Here is a 25,448-nt window from a genome sequence, read left to right on the forward strand (position 1 = left end):
TTTGATGTTGATCGAGCGGTGATTCTGATCCCATTCGATGACACCAAGTTTTGTTCAAGTGAATTTTTACTAGCTGGACTTGGCTGGGCACTCTTCATTTCCTTTCGTCATGTCTGTTCGATCCCGTTTCACTCGCCTCTCCCGACAGGTTGCTTTGGGTGGTGGCGTTTTGATTCTTTCAACAGCATCGTTGAGCCAAGCCGCACCCAATCAAAACTCCAGAGCAGTTTTTAATCGAACCAAGCTCCCGATTGCCGAGCCAAAGCCTGAAAAGGTCACCAAGGTTCTCCCTTCAGAGGTGCCATTGCCTCCCCAGTGGGAGGTGACGGCACCAGCCGATGCCCCCAATGTGGTGATCATTCTTCTCGATGATGTGGGCTACGCAGCACCCTCCGCCTTTGGCGGTGCGGTGAACATGCCGACGGCGGAAAAGCTGGCCAATAACGGCCTTCGCTACAACAAATTCCACACCACAGCCCTCTGTGCGCCGACTCGGGCGGCTTTGAAATCCGGACGTAATCACCACAAGGTCAATACGGGATCGATCCCAGAGATTGCAACGGGTTATGCGGGCAATTCCACCGTGGTGCCGGACTATGCCGTGCCAGTTGCAGAAATTCTGAGGCTCAATGGTTACAACACAGCGGCGTTCGGGAAGTGGCATGAAACACCAGGCCGTGAGACCACTGCCGCCGGCCCTCAGACCCGTTGGCCAACGCGGCAGGGCTTCGAAAAGTTCTACGGCTTTGTTGGAGCGGAAGACAATATGTGGGAACCCACCATTCACGACGGTGTCACTGTTGTGGATGCTCCGAGGAAAGATCGGTATCACTTCACAGAAGACATGACCGATCAGGCGATCGGTTGGGTTCGCCAACAGAAGTCAATCAAGCCTGATAAGCCATTTTTTGTCTATTACTCCTCAGCTGGTGCACACTCCGCGCATCATGTGGGTCCCGAGTGGATTGCCAAATACAAAGGCAAGTTTGATGAGGGCTGGGATGTTCTTCGAGAGCGCAATCTTGAGAATCAAATTAAGGCAGGGATTGTTCCTGAAGGCACTCAGATGGCCAAGGCGCCAGACAGTATTCCCAAATGGGATAGCCTCACGCCTCAGCAGAAACGAATCTATGCCCGTCAAGCAGAAGTTTTTGCTGCCTTTACTGAGCACTCCGATTACGAAGCCGGGCGTTTGATCCAGGCGATCGACGATCTTGGCGAGCTAGACAACACTTTGGTGATCTACATCACTGGTGATAACGGCGCCAGTGTTGAAGGCGATCGAAGTGGACATTGGAATTGGAACCACTACCTCAATGGTGTGCCAGAAACGCCTGACGAACAGGAAGCCAAGCTTGATGAGTGGGGCGGACCGACGACCTATCCCATGTATCACATGGGCTGGGCGATCGCCTTTAATTCACCCTTTGCTCTCTCCAAACAGGTTGCCGGTGATTTCGGAGGAACACGCAACGGCACGGTGATTCATTGGCCGGAACGCATCAATACAGGTGGTGGTGTACGGACTCAGTTCTCGCATGTGAATGATGTGGCCCCCACGATTCTTGAGGCGGCCAATCTGCCGATGCCAACCATGATCAATGGCATCCCACAGATCCCAATGCAGGGAACCAGCCTTCTCTATACATTCGATAATCCAGGCGCTAAAGAAAGGCACAACACGCAGTATTTCGAGATTATTGGTAATCGCGGCATCTATCACAATGGTTGGATGGCACGGACCACCATCATGTATCCCTGGATGGCGCCGAAGAGAATGAACACAGTTGCGGCAGATGATGGTTGGCAGCTGTATGACACCACAGTTGATTTCAGCCTTTCGAATGATCTTGCTGCGCAATATCCCGATCGTCTTGAGGCCCTAAAGGCGAAGTTCATGGAGGAGGCGATTGAGAATCAGGTGTTGCCACTGGATGACCGTCTTCTCGAGCGTCTTGTGCCTTCTGTTGCAGGGCGGCCAACACTTTTAGGTGATCGAACCTCCATGGATTTGTATCCCTATGCCTGGAATATGGTTGAGGACTCGATCCTCAATGTGAAGAACGTGTCGAACAGTGTGACGGCATTTGTTGATGTGAAAGGGGGCGATGAAGATGGCGTGATTTTTTCGCAGGGTGGTCGATTTGGTGGTTGGTCGTTGTACGTTGAAAACAACAAGCCTGTTTACACGTACAACTATATGGGAGAGCTGTTTACGTTCACGAGCAATAAGTCATTACCCTCTGGTAAGTCAGAGATTCGTTTCGAGCTCGATTACGACGGTGGTGGTACCGGCAAAGGTGCTGATGTTCGCTTGAAACTCAACGGCGATGTGGTCGCGGAGGGCCGTTTGGAGAAGACGATTGCATCGCGCTTCTCCATTGATGAAGGTGCTGATGTCGGTCTTGACCGTGGCTCTGCGGTCACAATTCAATCGGTGGGACCTCGTCGCTATAGCGCCTACGGCGGCCAGATCGATAAGGTCACGCTTGAGATTTATCCCAAGCCGAGTGATGCAAAAAGCTGATTGAATGAATCACTGATTGCCTAGCGGTGATGTTTCCTTTTTAGAGAAACACCACCATTTTTTTTGTGTGTTGATTGGATTAATGCGAGTGATTTCGTTGATACATTCCAGAAACAATGATGGTTGGCGAGGTGGTGAGACGGCTTGAGAGCGTTCGCGCTTCTTCTAAACCGCCCAACACTAAGGCGACACCTACGATTACCCCGAAAACGCCGGTCAATGTTCCACTGAGCGTGCGTAATAAGTCTCTGATGGATCGCCCTTCAACGGCATCTGGATTGATGCCGACCCGACTTCCCGAAAAAAGCCAGTGATTCAATGGTGGAGCCTCATATTGATGAACATTATTTACTATTGATGAGGCTTCAAATCGATTTGAGTGTCTTTGTCTGAATCTATTTGCATGGGAATCATTTAAAAATATTCAATTTGTGATGCCTGCAATGAGGCTTTTTCGCCATTTCATGAAGGGTGCTGACCCTACAGCTGTGATAACCACGTATCCCACAACTGCGGCTTTGAGATCAAGTGCTTGAGGAGCGATCTGTTGAATGATTAATAGCGCTAAGCCTGGATTACGCATGGAAAGCACTAGCGGAATAGTGCTGCGCTCGACGCTATTTTTACCCGCTACAGCAAGGCCTAAAGCCAGTCCGATCCAAGTCAGAATGAGCATGACCAAAGCACCTCTAAGATTGCCAATAAGCATTGGCGTTACCTTTGGTAGAGCCACGATCAGAATGATGACTAAGAGGGCTAACAACAACACAGTGGCTATTTTTTGAACAAGCGAATTCCAGCGTTCCGCCCACTCACTTCGCCATCGGCGGAGTGACACGCCTACCAGAAGTGGAATTAACTGCACGGTAAAGATCTGGAAGGCAACGTCTTGACTGGGAATACTCCAGACGGTTTCTCCTGCTTCGCTAGGCAGCTGACTGACCCACAGCGGCACGCTGATGATTGCTGCACACGCTGACCAAAATTGCAGCCTTGTCGCTAATTCAGGGTTATCAGCGAGTTGTCGACTTTTCAAGGCAATCATCGGAGCGCTTGGGCAGATCGCCATCAGCATCACGGCTGTTTTGATCGCAGGTGAAAGACCCTCTCCCAGGGGAGATTGCAGGAGCAGAAGTGCTGCGAGTGGCATCGCAACGCATGTGGCAAGCAACACGCGAATGAGCAAAGCAGGCCTGCGCTTTAGAAGCCCGAATTGGATGCTGGGTAGGTTGAGGCCCAGGGACACCATGATGAAAAAGAGAGTTAGAGATATCAGCAATGACATGGAAGAGAGGGTGGACTGAGTAGGGAGGTGGAGATGGCTTGGGCCTATACAAACCCAGACAGCAGCAATAGAAAGGCAATCACTCCAATTGGCTCGTCCTGGTAGTGGTAGCTGTTGCTTCTCAGCCAGGCCAGTTCCTTTTTATGTTGCTGAAGAGCTAAATGCGGCTCATATTGAGAGGCCTCACCTTCGGGGAATCCGTAGAAATCATCGAATCCCAGAACCGTCCGCACAAAGTGCTTGTGGCTAGCAGCCTTTTGGGATCGGGTAGCGGACTACATATGTCTACTCCTGCACAGTCGTTCCGGCCTTGCTGACCGTCGATTTGGCAGGAAACGGCATGATCAATCCTTCGATGTTTGAATTGTTGCCCATGGATGAGACCGATGGCAATGATCAGTTATTTGATCAGCTAGTTGTTGACTTCAGCCAGGTCTCACTTGGGCTTTCTGCAAACAGGTGTTGGTATGCCTTGGCAAAGTGACCTCGACTTTGAAAGCCATAGTGTTGAGCAACTTGGGTGATGGTTTTGAAGTTTTCGGCCGCACGTGCTTCGGTTGATCGCAGGATCCAATTCACTTGTTCGAGCCGTACCCGTTTCATTATTTCCATCGGACCCATCCCCAAGGATTCCTTGGTGCCCTGGATCAGGGTTCGCCTTGATGCAAACAGTGATTCACTGATTTGATCAAGGTTGCAGTCGTTGCGTGAATTCTTAAAGGCAAAATCGACAAATTCCCTAACCAGTTCCTGCCGGGCAGATGGAGCATAGCTTAGGTAATTCACATTGGACTTGTCTCGAAGAACATGCAAGAATGAACGATATAAATGATTCGTTATCTCTCTTTGCTGCTGCGTTGTAACGACTGGAGTGACAAGAAGAGTTTGAAGTTTTTTGCGAAATTTTTCATGCATTGCAGGCGTTGTTTGCAATGCATTGTTGGCTTCGAGGTGTTCGATGAGCTCTTCTGCTCCGCAATGGGCGATGAATGCATTGAATCGACTGACAGACAGTATTACCAGATAAGTGGTTGTATTGGCTGTGAGCTGGAAATGGGATTCCTTTTGTCCCTGGCGAAATCCGTTGAGGGAGTAGGGCGCAATGGGCTTATTGAACATTAGGTGTTCATCGGCCAGCCCAGTGGCTTCAAAACAAAAACTCATGCAGTCCAATCCTCTATCCCCATTCAGAAGTAACCTCTGATTGGTGCGGATTTCGAGCAGGCACATGCTGCCTAAATTGGTCTGCGTGAACTGCCCGTTTAGGGCCCCACGGCTAACTTGAACGGCATCAAATGCTTTGCCTATCTGTTGAAACAGCTGCTTCAGTTCGCTGGCAGAGCGAAATGCAGTTATTTGGCTATGAATGTTCTTGGAACCAGTCGACGGCTGTGCGGAGCTTCCAAGGCTGGCATGGCTGATGAGTCTGGTAGGCAAGAGTTTCCCTTGGATTTGTTTATTGTATCAACTTTTTCTTTGCAGATATGATTTGATGAACTTTTTTTTATGGGCTTTCATTGCTGCATTACTCGATCATTAAGCTCAGGTTCAGGCTTTGACATCCATTGCCTGTTGAGCGTTGGCTTTCGATAGCGTTTGTCTAGGCGTTTCGCCAAAGTGGTTTTGATAAGCTGCTGAAAAATGTCCACGACTTGAGAAGCCAAAGTGATTAGCAATATCACCTACTTTCTTTAAATCTAATGCCGCACGTAATTCACTGCATCTGAGGTGAAAATTTACTTGTTCTAATCGAATTAAGCGCAGCAACTCCATTGGCCCTATGTTGAAATTTTCTTTGCAGCCTTGTATGAGGGTGCGCCGTGAGCTAAATAAAATGTTGCTGATCTCATCGAGTCTGACGGGATTGGAGCTGTTTTCGAATCCCCAGTTGATGAGTTCGTAAACAAGTTTTTGGCGTGGTGCTATCTCGAACGACTTGAAATTTTCCTCGTCTGTGGATTTGAACGCTTCAAGCATTAGCGTGAAAATATGTCCAGTGTGCATTGAGCGCAATTCTGCATTATTTAATGGGTTGTTTAAATACCAGAGAAGCTGTTTTGAAACCTTGGAGTATTGTTCAGGATTGAGTCGGAGCGAATTGCTCGTGTAGAGATTGTCAAGTAATTCAAGCTCTCCGTAGCACTCCAGAAAACTGCAGAATTTTTTGGCTGATGTGATCGCAATAACGGTTGTTGAACCTGCTGTTAATTGGAAGTGGCTTTCTTTGAGATCAGGTTTGAATCCATGGAGTGAATGTGGTTCAATAGCCCGGCAGAAGATTCGATGATCGTCGAAATTGCCGCTCGTTTCTAGGCTGAAAGTGATGGAATCTGATCCGCGCTCACCATTGAGTAGGAGCAGCTGATTGGTCTGAATGCTGATGATGCTGAGATCTTTGAGATGAACCACCGAAAAGTGGCCTTGAAGCGGGCCGGCTGACAGCTGCAGAACATCAAAGCTTTTGCCCAGCCTCGACAGGGCTGTTGCTAGCTCGCTGGCGCTACGGAAACTTGTGCTCCAGCTGAGGCTTGGAGAGGTTGATGGGGGGATGGAGAGGTGGCTGGTCGTCGCGCTGGCAACTTGCAACACGCGATGCCCTCCGCAACATTAAGGCAGATTATGCATAAATTTTCTGAAACCTGACGAGTTGCTCCCAAAAGTGCGGATTTGCGAAACAATCGGGTTTCAGCGTTGGCTGCAGGTCTGTTGCCGCCGCGTTTAGCTGCAAATTCTTGCTGACCTGGGTTGTTTTTCTGAGGTGGTCTTGTCCGTATCCAGCCTTTCTGACGTGCTTGTGGCCGGTGGATGCGTTCGCCCCACCACGCTGCTGGCGGGTTTAAGGCATGGCGCTGTGGCCCCTCAGCGTTTCGCAGTTGCCCTGTTGCTGTCGGGCAGTGGCTTGCTGGTGGAACCGTTTGCCTGGTTGCAAACCCTCTGGTACGGCCGCGCGATTCAGGCCTGTGCATGCCCTGATGACCTGGTGGTGGTGATTGGCCATTGGCGCAGTGGCACCACCTATCTGCATCAGTTGTTGGCGGCTGATCCCTGTGCCGCCACTGCTCGCAATCAGCTCACCGTGGCACCGCAGGCTGCATTGGTGCTGAAACCGTTGTTGCGAGCTTTGTTGAAGCGCACGATGTCGCAGCAGCGACCGATCGATGCGGTTCCTTGGGGCCCAGAGGATCCCCAGGAAGATGAGGTGGGTTTGGCGCGGCTCACCATGGACACCAACATGGCGGGTATTGCCTTCCCACAGCACTACTTAAGGAATTTCCGTCGCAGTGTGCTCAATAGCTCTGCTGCTTTTGAACGTCACTTGCTGGAGTTCACCCGGCTCACTTGGTTGTACGAGGGAGCTGGTAAGAAGCACCTGGTGATCAAAAATTCAGCCCACACCGCTCGGGTTGGCTTGTTGCTCCGTTTGTTCCCGCGCGCGCGTTTTGTCTATTTGCACCGTCGCCCGATCGATTCGGTTCGTTCCTTAACGCAAGTGAAACAGCGCCTGGTGCAGTTGGTGGGTCTGCAAGAGCCTCCATCAAATCTCCGGCAAGTGGAGGAAACAGCGGCAGCCCACGACCAATTACAAGAGGCTTTCGCGCGCTCGCGGCATTTGATCCCCAAGGGGCAGCTGGTGGAAATCGCTTACGACGATTTGGTGCAGTCACCTCTGATCACCCTGGAGCGGATTTATGGCGCTCTTGGGATCAGCGGATGGAGCATGGCAGGCGGTGCGATTGCGGCGCGTATTGCCAAGGGCAAGGCGTATCAAGCCGAGCCTGTCGTCTTGGAACCGGCAGCTGAACAACGCCTGCAGGATTTGTTCAGCTGAGCCGGCGTGATCTTCTACTGACCGAAGGCCACCTGACAGGCCGCATTCAGCAATTGGGCCTCGTTTGCATTCCGCGGTGTTCCACCGTTCAGCGTGCCATCGCGGCAGTTGGCGTTGAAGCGCACGGTGTCGTAACCGTTGTCGGCTTCAAAGCTCACCACATCCCCAGTTGCGGTCACGCTTGGGTAGTAGAGCGAGTAATCGGAGTTTGGGACTTCGATGTAGCTCACTTGGCTGGTTTGCGCTGAATTCACCAGGTTGTTGATGGTGGCAAAGGTGGCCATCCCAGCAAGACCCCAGGCAGCTGCTTGGCCGGGGTACCAACGCCAGTTGTTGTAATAGGACCCGCCGTACCAACCGTTGTTCCAGGGGCGGTTGTTGTACCAGCTCGATCCGCTGTACCAACCATTGCCGTAGCGATCCCAGTTGTTCACGGCATCGCGGCGGGTCTCTGAGCGGTTGTCTACCCGATCATTGCGGCCGCTTTGGCGTGTATCTGTGCGGCTCGTGCGTCCCTGCTGACGGGAATCAACGTTGCTGTTGAGCGTGTTTTGGCGCGTTCCCCGGTTGTCTCCGCGGCTGGTTTGACGCTGATCACGGGTTCCGGTACGCGCGCTTTGCCGATTGCTGCTCGTGCTGCTGCGGGTGGTTTGGCGGTTGCTGCTGGTGGATTGGCGCGTGCCCTGGCGGCTGCCGCTGTAGGAACTGAAACCGGTGCGGCCACTACTGGAGCGACTGCTGGAGCGGGAACCACTGCTGCGAGAACTGCTGCGAGAACCACCACTTCTGGAGCCGCCGCCACCTCTGGAACCACCGCCTCTCGATCCACCGCCGCGTTGGCTGATCAGGAGCTCTTCTGTGGCAGACGTTGGTGCTGCCTCAAGGATGAGACCACCATTGGGCTCAAAGGCGGAGAGGGCTGCTGCCGGTTGCAGCATCAGCAGGACGCCGATCGCTCCCGCTAGGCCTGTCTTTCTGGCTTTGTTTGTCATTTTTGAATGGCCTCCATGAGTCGATCACAACCGTTGTCAAAGCAAGCCACGTCCACGCGGCCGTTGCCTGCAAAGGCCATGCCGAGGCGGGTGCGGCCTTGAATGGCATGACCGCCTTGGGTCAGAACATCGGCCAGGAAGGTGGGATTGTTGACGCAAAAGGCCTCGCTGTTGAAGCAAAGCTGTTCGGTTTTGAAATTGATGGTGGCGTTGTTCACCGATGTCCAGGGTGCGCCGGCCTGGGCCCGACCTTCGATGCGGACATAGGGGTCTTCCATCACGCGGTAGCTCACCGTGCGCGATCCAAAGCGATGGCGATACTCCGTGGAATCATCCACATCCACGGCCTGCACCTGGCAGGAAAAGTTTTGGGAGGTTGGGGTGCTGCAGGTGGTGTTGATCGTGTAGAGCTCCTCGGCGATGACCGCTGGAGCAGCAAGGCCGCTGCAGAGCGCCAGCAGAGCTGTCAGCACCTTGCTTCGTTTGGAAACAAGCATGAAAAGGGTGAGTGCGCGGAGGCGTATGACCTCCATCCCTTCAAGATGGCCACAGCGAGAGCGGTGTGGTGAAAATGTGCACCAATGGGATCAAAGAGCGTCGTCAACGTCTCCACGACATCCTGTTGGCCCTCCTGGCCCAACAGGGTGATTTAGAGCTGATGGATGCGGATAATCCCTCCGGGTTGGTGGGTGGAGGCAGCCGCGATGCGCCCGTCGATGCCGCGCGCTGGTTGGAGCGCAATCGACGGGTGTTGCAGCGTTATCAAGCCCTGGTGCGCACGGCGGTCACGCTCGATGCCTTGCTCGATGCGGAAGATGGCATCGCTCAGGAACCCTCTTGATGAAGCAGTTGTTGTTCACGGCCAATGATCAGCAGCAGCAAGCTGATCGCAAACAGCAGTCCCGTGAGCACCGCCACAACCAACATCGTTCCTGCTAGTCCCTGGGTGTAGGACTCCCGCAGCAGTGTGAGCAGTTGCTGCGACGCCGATCCCTCAAGCGAAATCGGGCTATTGCGCAAAAACAGACGAATCTGCTCATCGAGTTGCGGCAGATGCTCCAGGCCCAGTCCGGCGGCCTGCATGCGGCTGTGGAGATCATGAAACCCAAAGCCGCTGATCATCGTTCCGCTGGCGGCGAGCCCAAAGGCAAAGCCCAGCTGGCCGCTGGTGGTGCGAAAGGCCAGCACCGATCCAAAGCAATCTTCCGGTGCTTCCTGCACAAACAAAGCGGATTGCGGCACCGCCACAAAGGCCAGCCCGAGGCCAGCCAGCATCAACGCCGGCAGCAGCTGCCAATAGGGCGTTTGCACCTGCACGATCGCCATCAGGGCTAGGCCAAGCACCAGCGCCAGGCTGCCTCCCGCCATCAAGACCAAGGTGCGCCGGCCCGGACCCATCCAGCGCCCGGCGTAGATCCCCGCCAGGCCAAAGCAGATCAGAAAGGGCAGCTGAGCGAAGGCCACCGCACTGGTGTTGTAGCCCTGCACCAGCTGCCAGAAGTTGCTGGTTTGCAGTTGCACCACCGCCTGCGCCACATTCCAGCCGATCCCGTTGATCACTGCGGCGGCAAAGAAACCACGGAGGTAGAGCCGGGGCGGAAAAATCGGTTGGCGGCTGCGGCGCTCAATCGTGATGTGCAGCACAAATAACAGCAGCCCGCTGCAGGCCGGCAGCCAGAAGCTGGGGCTGCGCAGCCCTAAGGCGGCGTGGTTGATGCCAAATAAAAACAGCACCATTGCGATCGCGATGCTCGCTAGGCCGGGGAGGTCGGGCTTGAGAGCGCGATTGCCTGGAATCGCTGGCAGCAGGGCGGGCAAGAGCAGCAGACTGCCGCTGCAAATGATCGGCACCAGCAAAAAGGCCAAGCGCCAATGGATCGAGGCCATCCAGCCACCGATCAGCGAGCCGCTGATGAAACCCACCACGATCAGCAGGTTCCAGAGGCCCAGGGCGGCGCTCACGCCAGCGGCGGGTGTCACAAAGCGCACGCTGGCAAAGGTGCCGGTGAGCACCGAGCCGAGGGCGATGCCGGTGAGGGCCCGGCCGAGCAGAAACAGGCCGGGCTCGCCAGCCAGCATCGAAAGCAAATTGCCCACTAGAGCCAGCAGCAGGGAGGCCGCCAGCACCCGCCGCCTGCCAAAACGGTCGCCGAAAAAGCCCATCACCAACACCGATGCGGCTTGGGCCAAGGTGGAGACGCTCGCGCCCAGGGCCAACACAGCGCCATGCATCTGCAGGGCATCGCTGGCTTTCACCAAGGCGATGTTGGCCACGCTGGGGTCGATCAGCTGCAGGCTGGCGAGGATGCCCAGATAGGGGATGCAAGCAAGCGATTGCCATTCCCTCAGACTGCCAATTCTCACTGGGTTCTCACGCGTTCTCAATCAGGTCTTTGTCAACGGCCAAAGGGGCTGGCGGTTGCTGTCGATGACCCTTTGAAGGATGCGGGGGTGAAGGGTTCAGTCGTCTTGCTCCTAGCAAGGCCCTGGCTCTTCTGGCCAGCTCTGGCAATCTGGGTCCACTTTCGGCCTCTGCATGGCACCGCTCGGACTGTCCGCATTGCGTTCACGGCTGAGCCGCGGCTCATCAGGGAAGGGTTGGCAACCACCAGAAGCCAGCTGGAGCCGCTCCTTTGGTTTGGGCTGGTCGTCCCCGTTCACGGTGCGCTACGCCAGCAATCTCGACGACGGCCCCTGGCATGGGATGCCCCTAGGGGGCTTTGGGGCCGGTTGCATTGGCCGTAGTTCCCGGGGTGATTTCAACCTCTGGCACCTCGATGGCGGTGAGCATTGGTACGGAAGCATTCCCGATTGCCAATTTGCGCTGTGGGAAAAGCAAGACGATCAGGTGCGTGTCCATGCCTTGGCCACAGAGCCAACGCGCGATGACTCCAGGCCGGAGTCAGGCAAGCCGCTCAGCAGCTGGCAGTGGTATCCCGCCAGTACGGAGGAGAACAGCACCGGCACTTATGCCGCTCGCTACCCCCTGAGCTGGAACCATTACGAGGGGGTGTTTCGCGCTGAAGTGAGTTGCGAGGCGTTCAGCCCGATTCTTCCTGGGGATTACCAACGCAGCAGTTATCCGGTGGCGGTGTTCCGCTGGACCCTCACCAATCCCACCACCAAGCCCTTGGAGCTGTCGCTGCTGCTGAGTTGGCGCAACACGGTGGGCTGGTTCACCAATACCGATTCCTCGGCGGAGGTGCATTTCCGTGATGACGGCAGCCCCGAGCACAATTACGCCCCGGCGATTGCAGTGGGCGAGGGCCAGAGCAACCGCTGGATTGATGCTGATGGCCTGAGCGGGGTGCTGCTTGATGGCAAGCGTTCAACGCCGCTGGCGGAAGGGGAAGGGCAGTGGTGTTTGGCCCTGCCAGACAGGCTGGATGGTGTGGAGTTGATGCGTTGCAGCCGCTGGGATCCCAGCGGTGATGGCGCTGAGCTTTGGCAGCCGTTTGCCGCTGATGGGCTGATCCCCGATAGCAACAACGATCGCGCCAGCCGGGCGGGAGAGCATGCCAGTGCGGCGATCGCCGTGAAACTCATCCTGGCGCCAGGGGAAACCCGCGAGATTCCGGTGGCGATCAGCTGGGATCTGCCGGTCACGAGCTTTGCGACGGGAGTGCGGGACCTGCGCCGTTACAGCGATTTCTATGGCGCCGATGGCTGCCATGCGGCGGCGATTGCGGCAGAAGCCCTGCGCGATTGGCGCTCTTGGCACGAGCAAATCGAAGCCTGGCAAGCGCCGGTGTTGGCGCGCAAGGAGCTCCCCGAGGAGCTGCGCATGGCGCTGTTCAATGAGCTCTACGACCTCGCCAGCGGCGGCAGCCTCTGGACGGCCGCCACCTCCAAGGATCCCTACGGCCGCTTTGGGGTGCTGGAGTGCCTCGATTACGCCTGGTACGAAAGCCTTGATGTGCGTTTGTACGGCTCCTTTGCGCTATTGCAGCTCTGGCCGGAGCTGGATAAGGCGGTGATTCGCAGCTTTGCCCGAGCGATTCCCGCAGCCGATGCCACGCAACGGCCGATCGGTTGGTATTTCACCCAGGGCCGCGGCCGGGTGGAAGCGGATCGCAAGGTGAAAGGGGCCACGCCTCATGATTTGGGGGCACCGAATGAGGTGCCGTTTGATGCCACCAACTACACCGCCTATCAGGACTGCAATCTCTGGAAAGACCTCGCCAGTGACTACGTGCTGCAGGTGTGGCGCACGTTCAAATTGGCTCCTACCGGAGAAGACCTTAGTTTTCTGGCGGAGTGCTGGCCTGCGGCGGTGCAGGCCCTCCATTACCTCAAGCAATTTGATGTGAATGACGATGGCCTGCCCGATAACGGAGGGGCGCCGGATCAAACCTTTGATGATTGGCCGCTCAAGGGGGTGAGTGCCTATTGCGGTGCCCTCTGGATCGCGGCGTTGGAAGCTGCGTTAGCGATGGCCCAACGGCTGCAGCTGGAGCTGGGGCTCGATACCGGAGACGAGCAGCACACCTTCAGTGGCTGGCTGGAGCAATCACGGGCCAATTTCGACACGCTCCTTTGGAACGGTGAGTACTACGACATCGATGCCGAAAGCGGTACTCCCGTGGTGATGGCCGATCAGCTCTGTGGTGATTTCTATGCGCGCTTGCTGGATTTGCCGCCTGTGGTGAGTGAGGCCCATAGCCGCAGCACTTTGAAAGCGGTGAAGGAAGCCTGTTTTGACAACTTTGCAGGTGGATCGCTCGGGGTAGCCAATGGTTTGCGCCGCGATGGCACGCCCTTGGATCCGAATGGCACCCATCCTTTGGAGGTGTGGACGGGGATCAACTTTGGAATCGCCAGCTATTACCGCTTGATGGGTGAGGGCCCAACGGCAGAAGCGATCTGCTCCGCAGTGGTGACCCAGGTGTATGCCGGTGGCTTGCAATTCCGCACCCCAGAAGCGATCACGGCGGTGAATACATTCCGGGCCTGCCACTACCTGCGGGCGATGGCGATCTGGGGCCTGTGGGCCACGCACACCAATTGGGAAACGATTCCCGGAGCCGAAAAAAGTTAAGACAGCTCTTTGATCCTTTCATATTCGTTTTGAAGGCTGTTTTGCTTTTGACGAGATCAGAGGCTTTGCTCCAAAGACTCGTTCTAAGAAGGGAGCCGTTGACTAACCCAAATGGTTTGGTTTCCGTCAAGACTCAAGCCGCAGAATCGATGCTGGTTCGTGATGGCTTTGAAGACTCATCTCTTGCTTGCTTCCAAGATTTTTACTTCATTGGTGATGTGCTTTTTATTGTTCTGAGTTGAGCTCAGATGCAATTGGTCATAGTCGCTATGTGGTTGGGTCACGGTTGAGGGGTTTGGATCTGTAAACGTAGTTTTGGAGTTCAAAGGTTGTGTTTTTGAATTGGTTTTCCTTCTGTGCTTGAAGGATGATTCATTGATTATTGGTTTCCTTCAGGGAGGCTGATTCTTTGTTGCCTGCTTTTTTGAGAGTGTATCGATGCTGGCTTTGATTTGAGCTGGTGTTTATTTTGCTGCCTCAAGTATCAGTTCTGGCATGATTCGAAATCTTCGTTTGTTTGCTCTTATTTCTGTTCTTCAAGCCTGAATGATGACTGATTCCTTTATTGGGGGCGTGACCTATCAAGCCAACCCTGCAGGATCTGATATCACTAATTTCAATCCAACAACAGATCGTCTTGATTTTGGAGAGATTTCTGTTCACGGCTTAATTCTTGGTTCCTTGCCTGACGGCACGGCGGGGATTGTTAATCCCTGGGGAGATCAGGTGCAAGCCCTTGAGGGCTTGAGTTGGAACGATCTCAGCCTGGATAACCTTGGGGTTGTTGGAAATGAACATCTTCGTCAAGACATTGGTGCGGTGCTGTCTTGGGAGCAAGGCATCGGTTCCCGTGAGCCTGGGACTGTGTACGTGCGTTCCCATCAATTTGGCGTTCAAGAGGTGATTAATGGCTTTGATCCTCTAACCCAAAAACTGAACTTTCTCTACACAGGGACACGCGAACGACTCTCTGTGGTTGATACGGATCAGGGATTGCTGATTCAGTTTGAGCCCACGAATCAAAGCGTTTTTTTATTAGGAGTTCAGCGCAGTGATTTGATCGGCGCCAATCTCGAGTTTCATCACGATCAGGTGATGGAGGACAACCTTGAGGTTCCCTTTGGCTTCACGGCTGATGAGGTTTCCCTGGTGAGCCGGGCTGGTCTCCTTACACCCCAAGCTCCCAGTGGTGCCTCCACCGATGGCGATCAGGTGCGTTCTGGTTTGATGCTGAATCTCGACTCCACCGTGATGGCGATGGACGCGTCTCAGTCCATGACTGACCACTCCATGCACAACCATCCGATGCCATCGAGTTCGGGTGAGCTGCAGGCCTCGGTTGCTGGCAATCTCTATTCCGGGGGAATGGGTGGAACCCTCACGCTCTCGAACGTATCGAATGTTGCGCTGAAGGATTGGTCGTTCAGTTTCTTGACCAATCAACCCGATTTTGAGAGTTGGTCGGCTGAATCCTCTGTGAACGATCTCGGTGGTGGTGTCTATCAGGTGTTGATTAGGCCTCCCGCCTGGGGTCTTGAAATTCCAGCTGGTGGGTCTGTTGAGCTTTCCTTTAATGCCAACAGCGTGGGGTTACCGGATTCAGGCGAGCTCAGCAATGCGCTGTTTTTTGTTGCTGCGTCTGGGGCCGATGTTGTGGCTCCAGAACAAGCAGCGCCTATTGCTGAGCTATCGCCAGTCGTTGAGTCATCGCCAGTTATCGAGCCATCGCCGGTGATGGCAGATTCGCAGGGACTCTCTGTAACGGCAACGATCACCGGTGGTTGGTCTGGCGTCTTTGCTGGCGAGATCACCGTGACCAATCTGGGCAATGGTTCTGCCGGCACCGACTGGCGTGTTGCTGTTGTGATGGATGCACCGCTCACATCGGTCAGCAACTTTGATGTGCAGTCTGAGCTGCGTAGTGATGGACGCTACGACGTCTTGCTCTCTCCTAAATCATGGGCTGCACCCTTAGATCCAGGCGATTCACAGTCGTCTTATTACCAAGCGGCTGGTGAGGTCACCAACCTTGCTGAGGTGTTTGATTTTGTTGATGTTGATGTTGATGTTTTAGATCCTGCAGGGATTGCTGATATTTCAGATGGCTCGGTTGTGTCCTCCATCGAGGCTTCGTTGGATGTGCAAGCTCCGAATGGGGGTGGTGACAAGCGCATCGTCACCTATTTCGAGGAGTGGGGTGTGTATGAGCGCGATATCAATCTGTCCGATGTGAATGGGCAAGCGATGACCCATCTCAATTACAGCTTCTTTGATGTGAAAGTGGATGGCTCTGTTCAGCTGTTTGATTCTTATGCAGCGCAAGAGAAGCGGTTTGATGCAGCAGATCAAGTGAGCCGTACGTTCAGCAAAGCGGAGTATGCAGCGGTTGATCCTGTTCTGATCGCTGCTTACAACTCCGATCGCTACACGATCAGTGAATCGGCTGATTCGGTCACGGTCACCAGTGATCCCGTTGGTTGGAATGATGCGGGTCCCCAGGATGCAGGCAATTTCGAGCAGCTTCGTCGTTTCAAGGAGCTCAACCCAAATGTTGAGCTTGGGTTTGCCTTGGGTGGATGGACGCTCTCCGATGAGTTCAGCACAGCGTTTGCAACTCAGAGTGGGCGCAATCAGTTTGTTGGTGATGTGGTTGATATTTTCAAGACCTACGAGTTCTTCAGTGTTATTGATTTTGATTGGGAATACCCCGGTGGTGGTGGGGACCCCGGTAATGCATCGAGTTCAAACGATGGGACAAACTTTGCCTTAGTGCTTGAACAGTTGCGCGCTGAGCTTGATGCACTTGAATCGCAAACCGGTGGAAACTATGAGGTTTCCATTGCGACAGCAGGTGGCTCAGAAAAGCTTGCCAATCTCAATCTTGCTGGTATCGATCCTTACGTTGATTTTTACAATGTGATGACCTACGACTTTCACGGTGGTTGGGAGAATCAAACGGGGCATCAGGCCGCGATGACGGGTGATGCCAACAATTACGACGTCACAACCGCCGTGTCTGTTTTTGAAGACGCTGGCGTGGAGCTCAGCAAAGTGGTTTTGGGGGCTCCGTCCTATACCCGGGCTTGGGGTGGGGTCGAGGATGGCGGCAGCTTTGGCTATCAACAGTCAGGGACGGGTGCAGAGGCTGAAGGATCGTTTGAAGCTGGGGTTTATGACTACAAAGACATCGTGACGGATGTGATCACGGGGCAGACAGATCTCTACTGGGATGACAACAGCAAAGCGGCCTTTGTTTACAACGGTGATGAATGGAGTTCCATCGAGACCACCGCCACAATCGCTGGAAAAGCGACTTATGTTCAAGCGAAAGATCTGGGTGGAATGATGTTCTGGGCCTTGAGCAATGATGCTAAAGGTGATTTCAGTTTGGTGGAGACTGCTGATGACATTCTGCGTCAGGGTGCCTCCTATGCCGATGCGGTTGGGAAGGCCCCAGGGTTTGATTATATTTTGGGCGGTAATGGTGAATTTAGTGTCAGTGATTTTACGGCATTAGCTTGACCGAAGAGCTGTTGATTGCTCTCGCAATCTTAAGTTCTAGATGTCATCGTTGTGCGGCATTGTCCTCTCCTGACTGGGGAGGATTTTGTTGTTGTTTTGATTGCGGCGTCGGCTTTGGTCCTCGTCGCAAAATTGTTCCGTTCTTAGCTCAAGCCTGAGAGTCCCGCACTCCAGGCATGGAGCGTCGATGATGGCCATACGAATTGGCTTGTTCAGATGGGTGTGCTGCGTCGGCTTTTGGTTTCCTTGCTCGCTGCGGTGCTCCTGCTTATTGTCACCCCCAATGCAGCTCTAGCCCAGGTGCACCAGCACAACGATGAGGCGGGTGCACCGATGCTGCGCAGCCTCGAAAGCCTGCGAGACCTTGATTACGACAGCTGGCAAGCCGTGGCCTATCGCACCGGCAAGCCCGGTAACCCAGTGATCCTGAGAATTGTGGGTTACCCCGGAAAAGTTCGGCTTGAGCATCCGGTATCGCTGCGTGTTCAAGCCGGAGTGAAGGAATGGGACTTGGATGACATCACCCTCGACAATCCCGCGCTCGCCAGCGACGGCCGCGAAGCTGCCGCTGAATTCGCCCTCGATCCGCTGCTCAGCAATTTGAGAAACAACCGTCCTTTGCGCCTGTTCCTTCCGGGTGTTTTTAACGAGTTGCCCGTTCCCCCCTATGTGGTGGGTGAGTGGAGGGATGTGCAAACCCAGCCGTTGAGCTGATGCAAGCGGGCTGCAAGCACTGGAATGGTTGGATGCGCCGGGCGCTGCAGTTGGCAGCTCTGGCGGAAGGCCAAACCAGCCCCAACCCCCTCGTGGGTGCAGTTGTTTTGGATGCTCAAGGAGTCCTGGTTGGTGAGGGCTTTCATGCCAAAGCAGGCCAAGCCCATGCCGAGGTGGGTGCCCTTGCTCAAGCGGGTGCCCGCGCCCAGGGCGGGACGATCATCGTCACGCTCGAGCCTTGCTGTCATCACGGCCGCACGCCCCCCTGTGCGCAGGCGGTGATTGCTGCTGGCATTCAGCGCGTGGTTGTGGCCCTTACAGATCCTGATCCACGCGTGGCCGGTGGTGGCATTCAGCGCTTGCGCGATGCTGGATTGGAGGTGATCACTGGGGTGCTGGAGGCGGAAGCGGCCCAGCAAAACCGAGCCTTTGTGCATCGCGTTCAAACCGGCCGGCCCTGGGGCCTTCTCAAGTGGGCGATGAGTTTGGACGGCCGCACGGCCCTGCCAAATGGCGAAAGCCAGTGGATTAGTGCTCCTCCAGCGCGGGGCTGGGTGCATCAGTTGCGCGCTGGTTGCGATGCGGTGATTGTGGGTGGTGGCACGCTGCGCGCTGACAACCCCCTGCTCACCAGCCGTGGAGGGCGTTCGCCTGAACCCCTGCGCGTGGTGCTGAGTCACAGTCTTGACCTGCCTGCCCAGGCACAGCTTTGGGATACCAGCCTGGCCCCAACGCTCCTGGCCCATGGGCCAGGGAGCTCTGATCGTCCCCTGCCAGAGGGGCCGGAACCTCTTGAGCTTTTCGCCAGCGAGCCCTTGGATCTCCTGCATGCTTTGGCTGAAAGAGGCTGCAACCGCGTGCTCTGGGAATGCGGCCCGGCCCTGGCAGCAGCAGCTCTACAGCAAGGGTGTGTGCAGGAGTTAGCGGTGGTGATTGCCCCCAAGCTTCTCGGAGGCACCTTGGCCAGGACCTCCCTGGGCGATCTGGGTTTCTCGGCGATGGATCAGGTGATTCCTCTGTCCGCGCTGAAGGCAGAACGGTTGGGATCTGATTTGTTGCTGCAAGCCATCACGCCTCCCCTTGGCCCCGCTGTTCAAGGGGTATCCCACAGCGATTGAAGCGTCCAGGGACCCCCCTCCATCACCCAAAACGATCCGTTCACCAGGCGGGTGTTTTGATCGAGCGCTTCCATCGTTTGCAACTCGCTGGTGCTGAGTTTGATTTCCGCCGCTTGCAGGTTTTCAAGCAACCGTGACGGCTTGACCGACTTGGGAATGGCTGAGATGCCCCGTTGCACATCCCATGCCAGCACCACCTGGGCCGGCGAGCAGCCACGCGTTTCTGCAATCGAGCGAATGACAGGGTTTTCAAGCACAACCGGCGCATCTTTCACTTTTAAGGATTGGGGGCGGTCCATGGACCCGAGTGGGGAATAGGCGGTGATCAGAATCCCTTCAGACGCGCAGTATTCCAGGAGTGCTTGCTGTTGCAAAAGGGGATGGTGCTCCACTTGATTCACCTCTGGTTTTTGTTTGCAAGAGGAGAGGAGTTTTTGCAACTTTTGAATCGAAAAGTTGCTGACACCAATATGTCTTGTTAGGCCTTTTTCGCATGCTGATTCCATCGCCTCCCATGTTTCGCTCATCGGACTTTGTTCCGGTGAGAGCAGATCATCAACCGATTCTGCAAACGCCTTCTCTGGCTTGATGCTCACCGGCCAATGAATCAGGTAAAGGTTCAAATAGTCCACGCTGAGATTCTGAATGGATTGGTTCAGTGCGGCCTCAACGCGATCTTTCCCATGGCAATTAGACCAAAGCTTGGATGTGATCCAAAGCTCAGATCTTGTGACATCGTGATTCTGGATGGCATCCCGAATCGCATCACCAACTTCCTTTTCATTGCCATAAACGCTCGCGCAATCAATGTGGCGATATCCAATCTTGATCGCTTCCCTTACGGCCGTATAAACCTGTCTTGATTCGGACTTCCACGTGCCTAAACCCAACAACGGCATCTGGTCGCCGTTGGATAGGGATGCATATTGCATGGTTGTTGTTGATTTTTTTCTTCTCTCCACGCTAGTGCTGAAGCATCCGCTCACCGCCGATCGTCGTGTTCAAAGATCTCTTTCTCTTCCACTTGGTTGGTGTAGCGACCGATCAGGACTCCCATCACCACGGCTAAATAGAGCGGTCCGATAATTCCTGTGATCACAGCCAGCATCCGCGAGATGGGCAGCACGGGTTGGATGTCACCAAAGCCCACCGTGGTTAAGCAAATGAAGGCGAAATAGTTGATTTGGGAGAAGGCGTCCATCGAGACCAGCACGCTGACGTCAGCCCCGTTGGCGGATTCTTGAAGGATGTTGAGCGGTTCGAAACTGCCCGGCTGGATGGTTTCCACCGCACTCATCACCAAACCCGCCGTCAGCCCTAACAGCAGATAGCCAGCGGCAGCGCCCATCAACAATCCAGAGGTGACTCTTCGTTCCAGGGACAACCGCTCCACCAAGCGGATCACGCTCCAGCCCACCAGCAAACTCCAGCTGAGTACAAGGGGAACGCCGCTCACCACCCAGCGCACAGGCGTGATTTGCCATAGAAGCAGGGCAAGGAGAGCTCCAAGACCCAGGAGCTGGTACAGGCGGTCTCCCACGCTGAGCGACGTCTTGCGGATCATCACCAATTGCGTGAGCAGCAAGGCGATCAAGGCGTAGCCCAGGGGGCCGATCCAGCTCAAGCGCGGAAAAGCAAAGCTCACCAACACCACTAAGCAGAGGGCTAGCAGCAGCTCATAAATTTTTTCTCGATAGCGGCGCTTCGCTCGGTCTGATTTCATCTTCAGAGCATTCCGCCAGGCTCAGGATTCCAACGATCGCGAACGCCAGCGAGCCCAGCAAGGTCGTACGCATGGACATTGTGCTGTCGAAGACCTGTTCCAGGGGCAAGTTTGTTGGTAACCCGGCGATGGCCGATTGCATGAACCAGACACAACCCAAGGCATTCACAATCGAAATCCACCAGCCAAGGTGATCTGGTTCGAACACCAAAAGCCTTCCGTGTCCGACCTCTTGCAGTCCGTAGGCAGCAGAAATCAGAAAGAGGATGGATCCGAGCACATTGGGGAGGATCCCCAGCCATAGCCAGAGCTCAGCGTTTGGATGCTGCAGGCTCCAACTGAAAAAGGTCTCGATGTTGAACAACACCGTGCCAATGCTTTGAGTGAGGGCGCAACGCAGGCCACACCACTCCCAGGACGGCCCGTCCTTTGGCAGCATTCGATCTCCAATTCGTGCTTGCTGGAGTTGCCACCAACCACCGGCTGTGAAGAACACAGAAACGATTGCCAGCAAACCAAGAGCCCACCGTGGCTCTTGGTTTGTGTGTAGTTGCACCCAGGAACCAAGCGCAAACAGAAGGGGGCCAACAATGAACGCCAGGGCTGTCTGCGTTTCGAGGCGTTCCACCCGCTTTGGCCTCAGCAAAGCGCGAAGGATTTCGATCAAATTAAGGGCCTGGTAGTGCTTCTTTCTGAGAGGTCCATGGCCTTTACGGAGGCGACGGCTGCTCCAAATGCCCAGGGGATGGAGCCATGCGCTGGTTCCTAGGGAACTATGCCAATGGGGACGCAGACTTTCGCTGGCCATCCAGGCGTTCGGTTCTCCCTCCAGCACGGGCACCCAACAAGGAAACTACCGACTTAGTTTGGTGCGCATTCGGGAACCGGCTTCATGGCGATTCGAGAAGACGACAATCGCCCTAATCGGCGCTTCGGGATCATCAACATTGTTTTGATTGGCTTCGGAGTGCTGTTGTTGCTCAGCAGCTTCATTCCCAATCAAGGCATGCAGCAGGTGCCTCGGGTGCCGTACTCCCTGTTTATCGATCAGGTCAACGATGGAGCGGTTAAGCGCGCCTTCATCACCCAAGATCAAATTCGTTATGAGCTCAGTGAGGTAGAGGAAGGGGCTCCTTCCGTGCTCGCCACTACGCCGATCTTTGACATGGATCTGCCCCAGCGCCTTGAGAGCAAAGGAGTTGAGTTTGCTGCCGCGCCGCCGAAGAAGCCCAATATCTTCACCACCATTTTGAGCTGGGTGGTCCCACCGCTGATTTTCATCCTGGTGCTGCAGTTTTTCGCCCGTCGCTCCATGGGTGGTGGTGGTGCGCAAGGCGCGCTGAATTTCACCAAGAGCAAGGCCAAGGTGTATGTGCCTGATGAGCAATCCCGGGTCACCTTTGCCGATGTGGCAGGTGTGGATGAAGCCAAGGACGAGCTCAATGAAATTGTTGACTTCTTAAAAACACCTGAGCGCTACACCGCAATCGGCGCCCGCATTCCCAAAGGGGTGTTGCTTGTGGGCCCTCCAGGTACGGGCAAAACACTCTTGTCCAAAGCCGTTGCCGGTGAAGCAGGGGTGCCCTTCTTCATCATCAGTGGTTCTGAATTTGTAGAACTCTTTGTTGGAGCCGGTGCTGCGCGCGTTCGTGACCTGTTCGAACAGGCCAAAAAGAATGCTCCCTGCATCATCTTTATTGATGAGCTAGATGCGATCGGTAAGAGCCGTTCGGGCTCGATGGGTGTGGTTGGCGGCAACGACGAACGCGAACAAACGCTCAATCAATTGCTCACCGAAATGGATGGCTTTGCCTCCAAAGACAAACCCGTGATTGTGTTGGCTGCCACCAACCAACCTGAAGTTCTTGATGCTGCACTGCTGCGCCCAGGTCGTTTTGACCGACAGGTGCTTGTGGACCGTCCTGATCTCTCTGGCCGTAAAACCATTCTTGATATCTACGCCAAAAAAGTAAAACTTGCTGAAGAGGTTGATTTAGACAAAATTGCTCAAGCCACCAGTGGTTTTGCGGGCGCTGATCTTGCCAATTTGGTGAACGAAGCAGCCCTCTTGGCGGCACGTAATTACAAGAAAGAAGTGGTTCAGGGCGATCTCAATGAAGCCATTGAGCGCGTTGTTGCTGGCCTCGAGAAAAAGAGCCGGGTGATGCAAGACGACGAGAAAAAGGTTGTGGCTTATCACGAGGTTGGTCACGCGATCGTGGGTCACCTCATGCCCGGTGGCAGCAAAGTGGCCAAAATTTCGATTGTGCCCCGCGGCATGAGTGCCCTGGGCTACACCCTGCAACTTCCCACGGAAGAGCGCTTCCTCAACTCCCGCGAAGATCTAGAAGGGCAGATTGCCACCCTCCTGGGCGGCCGCTCTGCTGAGGAAATTGTCTTCGGAAAGATCACCACGGGAGCTGCCAATGACTTGCAGCGCGCCACCGACATCGCTGAGCAGATGGTGGGCACCTACGGCATGAGCGACACGCTTGGACCGCTTGCTTACGACAAGCAAGGTGGTGGCCGTTTCCTTGGCGGCAACAACAATCCCCGCCGTGCGGTGAGTGATGCCACAGCGCAGGCGATCGATCGCGAAGTGCGCGGCCTTGTGGACCGTGCCCACGATCAAGCCCTGGCGATCCTTCGTCAAAACATGGCGTTGCTCGAAACGATCTCCCAGAAAATTCTTGAAAAAGAAGTGATCGAAGGGGATGACCTCAGAGAGATGCTGTCGGCCAGCGTGATGCCCGAGGAGCATTCTGTTGCTGCCTAAACAGCTGCTCTGTCGTTAGAGCGGATTCCATTTCGGTTTTCATTCACTTCAGGAAGTGCATGAACTCCACAAACTGTTTCCTTCAACTGTCTCCTTCGGGGGGCAGTTTTTTTGTGTGATCGCTGAGCTCCAGGCGCCGCGAACAGCATCGGTTCCAGCACGGAGGATCAAGAAGGCTTGACGAGCAGGCATCTCATCCCCGATAACACTCCTTTGAAGCCGCTGGCATGGATAAGGGCGTTGCTGCTGTTCTCACCTCCCTGAGCGGGCGTGATTACCTGTCGTCAGCGGACGTTTCGGCGGATGAAACCCAGGCTCTGCTCGACCTTGCGCGCCAACTCAAATCTGGGGACCGTCGCATCGATCTCGGCAATCGCGTGCTGGGGTTGATCTTCACCAAAGCGTCCACGCGCACCAGGGTGAGCTTTCAAGTGGCGATGGCCCGCCTCGGTGGTCAAACCGTTGATCTCAACCCCCAGGTCACCCAGCTCGGTCGTGGTGAACCCTTGGAAGATACGGCCAGGGTTTTGAGTCGGTTTTGTGACGCTCTCGCTGTGCGCACCTTTGCACAACAGGAGCTCGTGGATTACGCCTACTGGGCTTCGATTCCGGTGATCAATGCCCTCACGGACCTCGAACATCCCTGTCAGGCCTTAGCTGATTTCCTCACGATGCAGGAGGCCTTTGGCGATCTGCAAGGTCAAACCCTGGCCTATGTCGGGGATGGAAACAACGTGGCTCACTCCTTGATGCTCTGCGGTGCTCTTTTGGGCGTGAATGTGCGCATCGGTTGTCCCGATGGATTTGAGCCCCTTCCTGGGGTGCTGGATCAAGCCCGTGCTCTTGCCGTGTCTGGAGCGCAGATCGAGGTCACCAGTGATCCAGTGGCGGCGGTGCGCGGTGCCCAGGCGCTGTATACGGATGTATGGGCCTCGATGGGCCAGGAGGAGGAGCAAGCGGAGCGCGAGCAGGCGTTTAAGGGTTTTTGCTTGGATGAGGCCCTGGTCTCAGAAGCGGATCCCAAAGCGATTGTTCTGCATTGTTTGCCTGCCCATCGCGATGAGGAGATCAGTGCCGGGGTGATGGAGGGTGCCTCCAGCCGGATCTTTGACCAGGCGGAGAATCGTCTGCATGCCCAGCAGGCTCTCCTCGCCGTGTTGCTTGGTGGTTTGTGAGCGCATCGCCCCAGGCGTTTTCACTGCCTGGTGGGGCCGTGACTGTGGTTCTCATCCATGGGTTTACCGGCTCACCCTCCGAGATGCAGCTCCTCGCGCAGGCCTTGAATTCCGAGGGCTATGGCGTTGAAGTGCCCCTGCTCATGGGGCATGGAACCAAGCTCACGGATCTGATGGGGGTGCACCCGCAGCAGTGGATCGACCCTCTTGATGCCTTGATCACGCGCCTGTTGTCAGAGGGGCAGAGAGTGGTGGTGGGGGGATTGTCGTTGGGCTCGATTTTGAGCCTGCAACTGGCGTTGCGTTACCCGCAAATCAAGGCTCTCTTGCTGTATTCACCCCCAATTCGCAGCGGAGACCCCCGCCGTTTTTTGGCCCCTTTGCTGATCCGATTCACGCAATCGCTGCCAAAGCCCGCCTCTGATTTCTTTGATCCGATCGCGGCAGAGCGGCTTTGGTCTTACGACCGCTATCCCGTGGCCACCAGTGCTCGCGTGCTCGATCTCATCTCCTGCACGCGCAAGCAGCTCACCCAGGTTCAGCAACCGCTGCTGGCGATTGCCAGTCGTCGCGACAAGGTGATTTCATCCAGTGGCATTGAGCTGTTGATGCGCAATGTGCAGTCCTCTCCTCGAGAGCTTTGCTGGTTAGAGCGCAGTAGTCATGCGATCACGGTGGATGCTGAATGGACGGTGGTCCGTGATCTCAGTCTCGACTTTCTACGTAAGATTTTTTCAACGTCAACTTGA

At 55.1% G+C, this 25,448-nt stretch carries 20 protein-coding genes; 11 read left to right on the forward strand and 9 right to left on the reverse strand.

Annotated elements, in window-relative coordinates; genetic code table 11:
* Nucleotides 1-109 precede the first annotated feature (109 nt).
* Nucleotides 110-2,527 carry an arylsulfatase gene (locus DXY38_RS07170; protein ID WP_115071042.1) on the forward strand — a complete coding sequence of 806 codons (2,418 nt, stop codon included), beginning with the start codon at nucleotides 110-112 and terminating at the stop codon, nucleotides 2,525-2,527.
* Nucleotides 2,528-2,951: 424 nt separating this feature from the next.
* Here DXY38_RS07170 and DXY38_RS07180 read toward each other — a convergent pair whose 3' ends face one another.
* The 3 genes from DXY38_RS07180 to DXY38_RS07195 all read right to left on the reverse strand — a co-directional run bounded on the left by DXY38_RS07180 (nucleotide 2,952) and on the right by DXY38_RS07195 (nucleotide 6,401).
* Nucleotides 2,952-3,812: a bile acid:sodium symporter family protein gene (locus DXY38_RS07180; RefSeq protein ID WP_115071044.1), complete on the reverse strand. Its 861-nt coding sequence runs from the start codon at nucleotides 3,810-3,812 to the stop codon at nucleotides 2,952-2,954.
* A 408-nt stretch (nucleotides 3,813-4,220) separates the two neighbouring features.
* Nucleotides 4,221-5,249: a helix-turn-helix transcriptional regulator gene (locus DXY38_RS07190; protein WP_115071046.1), complete on the reverse strand. Its 1,029-nt coding sequence runs from the start codon at nucleotides 5,247-5,249 to the stop codon at nucleotides 4,221-4,223.
* 111 nt (nucleotides 5,250-5,360) lie between these two features.
* Nucleotides 5,361-6,401 (reverse strand): helix-turn-helix transcriptional regulator, encoded by a 1,041-nt coding sequence (locus DXY38_RS07195; RefSeq protein WP_115071047.1) that lies wholly within the window; start codon nucleotides 6,399-6,401, stop codon nucleotides 5,361-5,363.
* A gap of 169 nt (nucleotides 6,402-6,570) precedes the next feature.
* On the opposite strand from DXY38_RS07195, the gene DXY38_RS07200 reads away from it, so the two are divergent.
* A complete protein-coding gene (locus DXY38_RS07200; RefSeq protein WP_115071048.1) occupies nucleotides 6,571-7,641 on the forward strand; it encodes a sulfotransferase in 1,071 nt (356 codons plus the stop codon).
* Between the two features lie 14 nt (nucleotides 7,642-7,655).
* Here the strand turns inward: DXY38_RS07200 and DXY38_RS07205 are convergent, their stop codons facing one another.
* On the reverse strand, nucleotides 7,656-8,633 hold the full coding sequence (locus tag DXY38_RS07205; protein WP_115071049.1) for a hypothetical protein: 978 nt from the start codon (nucleotides 8,631-8,633) through the stop codon (nucleotides 7,656-7,658).
* Nucleotides 8,630-9,166, reverse strand: coding sequence for a hypothetical protein (locus tag DXY38_RS07210; RefSeq protein ID WP_244279043.1), 537 nt, complete (start codon nucleotides 9,164-9,166; stop codon nucleotides 8,630-8,632). Before DXY38_RS07210 ends, DXY38_RS07205 begins: the two co-directional genes overlap by 4 nt.
* 38 nt (nucleotides 9,167-9,204) lie before the next feature.
* Here DXY38_RS07210 and DXY38_RS07215 point away from each other — a divergent pair, with 38 nt between their 5' ends.
* Nucleotides 9,205-9,474, forward strand: a complete 270-nt coding sequence (locus DXY38_RS07215; RefSeq protein ID WP_115071050.1) for a hypothetical protein — start codon at nucleotides 9,205-9,207, stop codon at nucleotides 9,472-9,474.
* Here DXY38_RS07215 and DXY38_RS07220 read toward each other — a convergent pair.
* Nucleotides 9,459-10,997: an MFS transporter gene (locus tag DXY38_RS07220; RefSeq protein WP_115071051.1), complete on the reverse strand. Its 1,539-nt coding sequence runs from the start codon at nucleotides 10,995-10,997 to the stop codon at nucleotides 9,459-9,461. The two genes, DXY38_RS07215 and DXY38_RS07220, sit on opposite strands and share 16 nt — an antisense overlap.
* Nucleotides 10,998-11,169: 172 nt before the next feature.
* On the opposite strand from DXY38_RS07220, the gene DXY38_RS07225 reads away from it, so the two are divergent.
* The 5 genes from DXY38_RS07225 (at nucleotide 11,170) to ribD (ending at nucleotide 19,025) form a co-directional block, all read left to right on the forward strand.
* Complete coding sequence (locus tag DXY38_RS07225; protein ID WP_115071052.1) at nucleotides 11,170-13,671, forward strand: GH116 family glycosyl hydrolase; 2,502 nt, start codon at nucleotides 11,170-11,172, stop codon at nucleotides 13,669-13,671.
* A 29-nt stretch (nucleotides 13,672-13,700) separates the two neighbouring features.
* Nucleotides 13,701-13,913 carry a hypothetical protein gene (locus DXY38_RS13880; protein ID WP_115071053.1) on the forward strand — a complete coding sequence of 71 codons (213 nt, stop codon included), beginning with the start codon at nucleotides 13,701-13,703 and terminating at the stop codon, nucleotides 13,911-13,913.
* A gap of 307 nt (nucleotides 13,914-14,220) precedes the next feature.
* Nucleotides 14,221-17,193 carry a glycosyl hydrolase family 18 protein gene (locus DXY38_RS07235; RefSeq protein ID WP_115071054.1) on the forward strand — a complete coding sequence of 991 codons (2,973 nt, stop codon included), beginning with the start codon at nucleotides 14,221-14,223 and terminating at the stop codon, nucleotides 17,191-17,193.
* A gap of 216 nt (nucleotides 17,194-17,409) precedes the next feature.
* Nucleotides 17,410-17,907, forward strand: a complete 498-nt coding sequence (locus DXY38_RS07240) for a DUF3122 domain-containing protein (RefSeq protein ID WP_170952884.1) — start codon at nucleotides 17,410-17,412, stop codon at nucleotides 17,905-17,907.
* Nucleotides 17,907-19,025: a bifunctional diaminohydroxyphosphoribosylaminopyrimidine deaminase/5-amino-6-(5-phosphoribosylamino)uracil reductase RibD gene (gene ribD / locus DXY38_RS07245; RefSeq protein ID WP_115071055.1), complete on the forward strand. Its 1,119-nt coding sequence runs from the start codon at nucleotides 17,907-17,909 to the stop codon at nucleotides 19,023-19,025. Before DXY38_RS07240 ends, ribD begins: the two co-directional genes overlap by 1 nt.
* Here the strand turns inward: ribD and DXY38_RS07250 are convergent.
* From DXY38_RS07250 to DXY38_RS07260, 3 genes are read right to left on the reverse strand one after another with little or no spacing between them, the layout of a single operon-like run.
* On the reverse strand, nucleotides 19,001-19,957 hold the full coding sequence (locus tag DXY38_RS07250; RefSeq protein WP_115071056.1) for an aldo/keto reductase: 957 nt from the start codon (nucleotides 19,955-19,957) through the stop codon (nucleotides 19,001-19,003). The genes ribD and DXY38_RS07250 overlap by 25 nt on opposite strands.
* 50 nt (nucleotides 19,958-20,007) lie before the next feature.
* Entirely contained in the window at nucleotides 20,008-20,748 is a 741-nt protein-coding gene (locus DXY38_RS07255; RefSeq protein WP_006852147.1) for a potassium channel family protein, read from the reverse strand.
* Nucleotides 20,702-21,589, reverse strand: coding sequence for a hypothetical protein (locus tag DXY38_RS07260; protein WP_244279044.1), 888 nt, complete (start codon nucleotides 21,587-21,589; stop codon nucleotides 20,702-20,704). The genes DXY38_RS07255 and DXY38_RS07260 overlap by 47 nt, the downstream gene beginning before the upstream one ends.
* A 51-nt stretch (nucleotides 21,590-21,640) precedes the next feature.
* Here DXY38_RS07260 and ftsH point away from each other — a divergent pair, with 51 nt between their 5' ends.
* The 3 genes from ftsH (at nucleotide 21,641) to DXY38_RS07275 (ending at nucleotide 25,448) form a co-directional block, all read left to right on the forward strand.
* Nucleotides 21,641-23,524, forward strand: a complete 1,884-nt coding sequence (ftsH, locus tag DXY38_RS07265; RefSeq protein ID WP_115071057.1) for an ATP-dependent zinc metalloprotease FtsH — start codon at nucleotides 21,641-21,643, stop codon at nucleotides 23,522-23,524.
* A 227-nt stretch (nucleotides 23,525-23,751) separates the two neighbouring features.
* On the forward strand, nucleotides 23,752-24,699 hold the full coding sequence (gene argF / locus DXY38_RS07270) for an ornithine carbamoyltransferase (protein ID WP_115071058.1): 948 nt from the start codon (nucleotides 23,752-23,754) through the stop codon (nucleotides 24,697-24,699).
* A complete protein-coding gene (locus DXY38_RS07275) occupies nucleotides 24,696-25,448 on the forward strand; it encodes a carboxylesterase (protein WP_006852151.1) in 753 nt (250 codons plus the stop codon). The genes argF and DXY38_RS07275 overlap by 4 nt, the downstream gene beginning before the upstream one ends.

It is taken from the genome of Synechococcus sp. UW179B, assembly GCF_900474245.1.
In the GTDB taxonomy this organism is placed as follows: domain Bacteria; phylum Cyanobacteriota; class Cyanobacteriia; order PCC-6307; family Cyanobiaceae; genus Synechococcus_C.

Bases quoted from the DNA above. Each gene is read 5' to 3' on its own strand.
- DXY38_RS07240 (WP_170952884.1), top strand. From the start codon at position 17,410: ATGGGTGTGCTGCGTCGGCTTTTGGTTTCCTTGCTCGCTGCGGTGCTC.
- DXY38_RS07205 (WP_115071049.1), bottom strand. From the start codon at position 8,633: ATGACAAACAAAGCCAGAAAGACAGGCCTAGCGGGAGCGATCGGCGTC.
- DXY38_RS07250 (WP_115071056.1), bottom strand. From the start codon at position 19,957: ATGCAATATGCATCCCTATCCAACGGCGACCAGATGCCGTTGTTGGGT.
- DXY38_RS07180 (WP_115071044.1), bottom strand. From the start codon at position 3,812: ATGTCATTGCTGATATCTCTAACTCTCTTTTTCATCATGGTGTCCCTG.
- DXY38_RS07255 (WP_006852147.1), bottom strand. From the start codon at position 20,748: ATGAAATCAGACCGAGCGAAGCGCCGCTATCGAGAAAAAATTTATGAG.
- DXY38_RS07225 (WP_115071052.1), top strand. From the start codon at position 11,170: ATGGCACCGCTCGGACTGTCCGCATTGCGTTCACGGCTGAGCCGCGGC.
- argF (WP_115071058.1), top strand. From the start codon at position 23,752: ATGGATAAGGGCGTTGCTGCTGTTCTCACCTCCCTGAGCGGGCGTGAT.
- ftsH (WP_115071057.1), top strand. From the start codon at position 21,641: ATGGCGATTCGAGAAGACGACAATCGCCCTAATCGGCGCTTCGGGATC.
- DXY38_RS07235 (WP_115071054.1), top strand. From the start codon at position 14,221: ATGACTGATTCCTTTATTGGGGGCGTGACCTATCAAGCCAACCCTGCA.
- DXY38_RS07215 (WP_115071050.1), top strand. From the start codon at position 9,205: ATGTGCACCAATGGGATCAAAGAGCGTCGTCAACGTCTCCACGACATC.
- DXY38_RS07210 (WP_244279043.1), bottom strand. From the start codon at position 9,166: ATGGAGGTCATACGCCTCCGCGCACTCACCCTTTTCATGCTTGTTTCC.
- ribD (WP_115071055.1), top strand. From the start codon at position 17,907: ATGCAAGCGGGCTGCAAGCACTGGAATGGTTGGATGCGCCGGGCGCTG.
- DXY38_RS07170 (WP_115071042.1), top strand. From the start codon at position 110: ATGTCTGTTCGATCCCGTTTCACTCGCCTCTCCCGACAGGTTGCTTTG.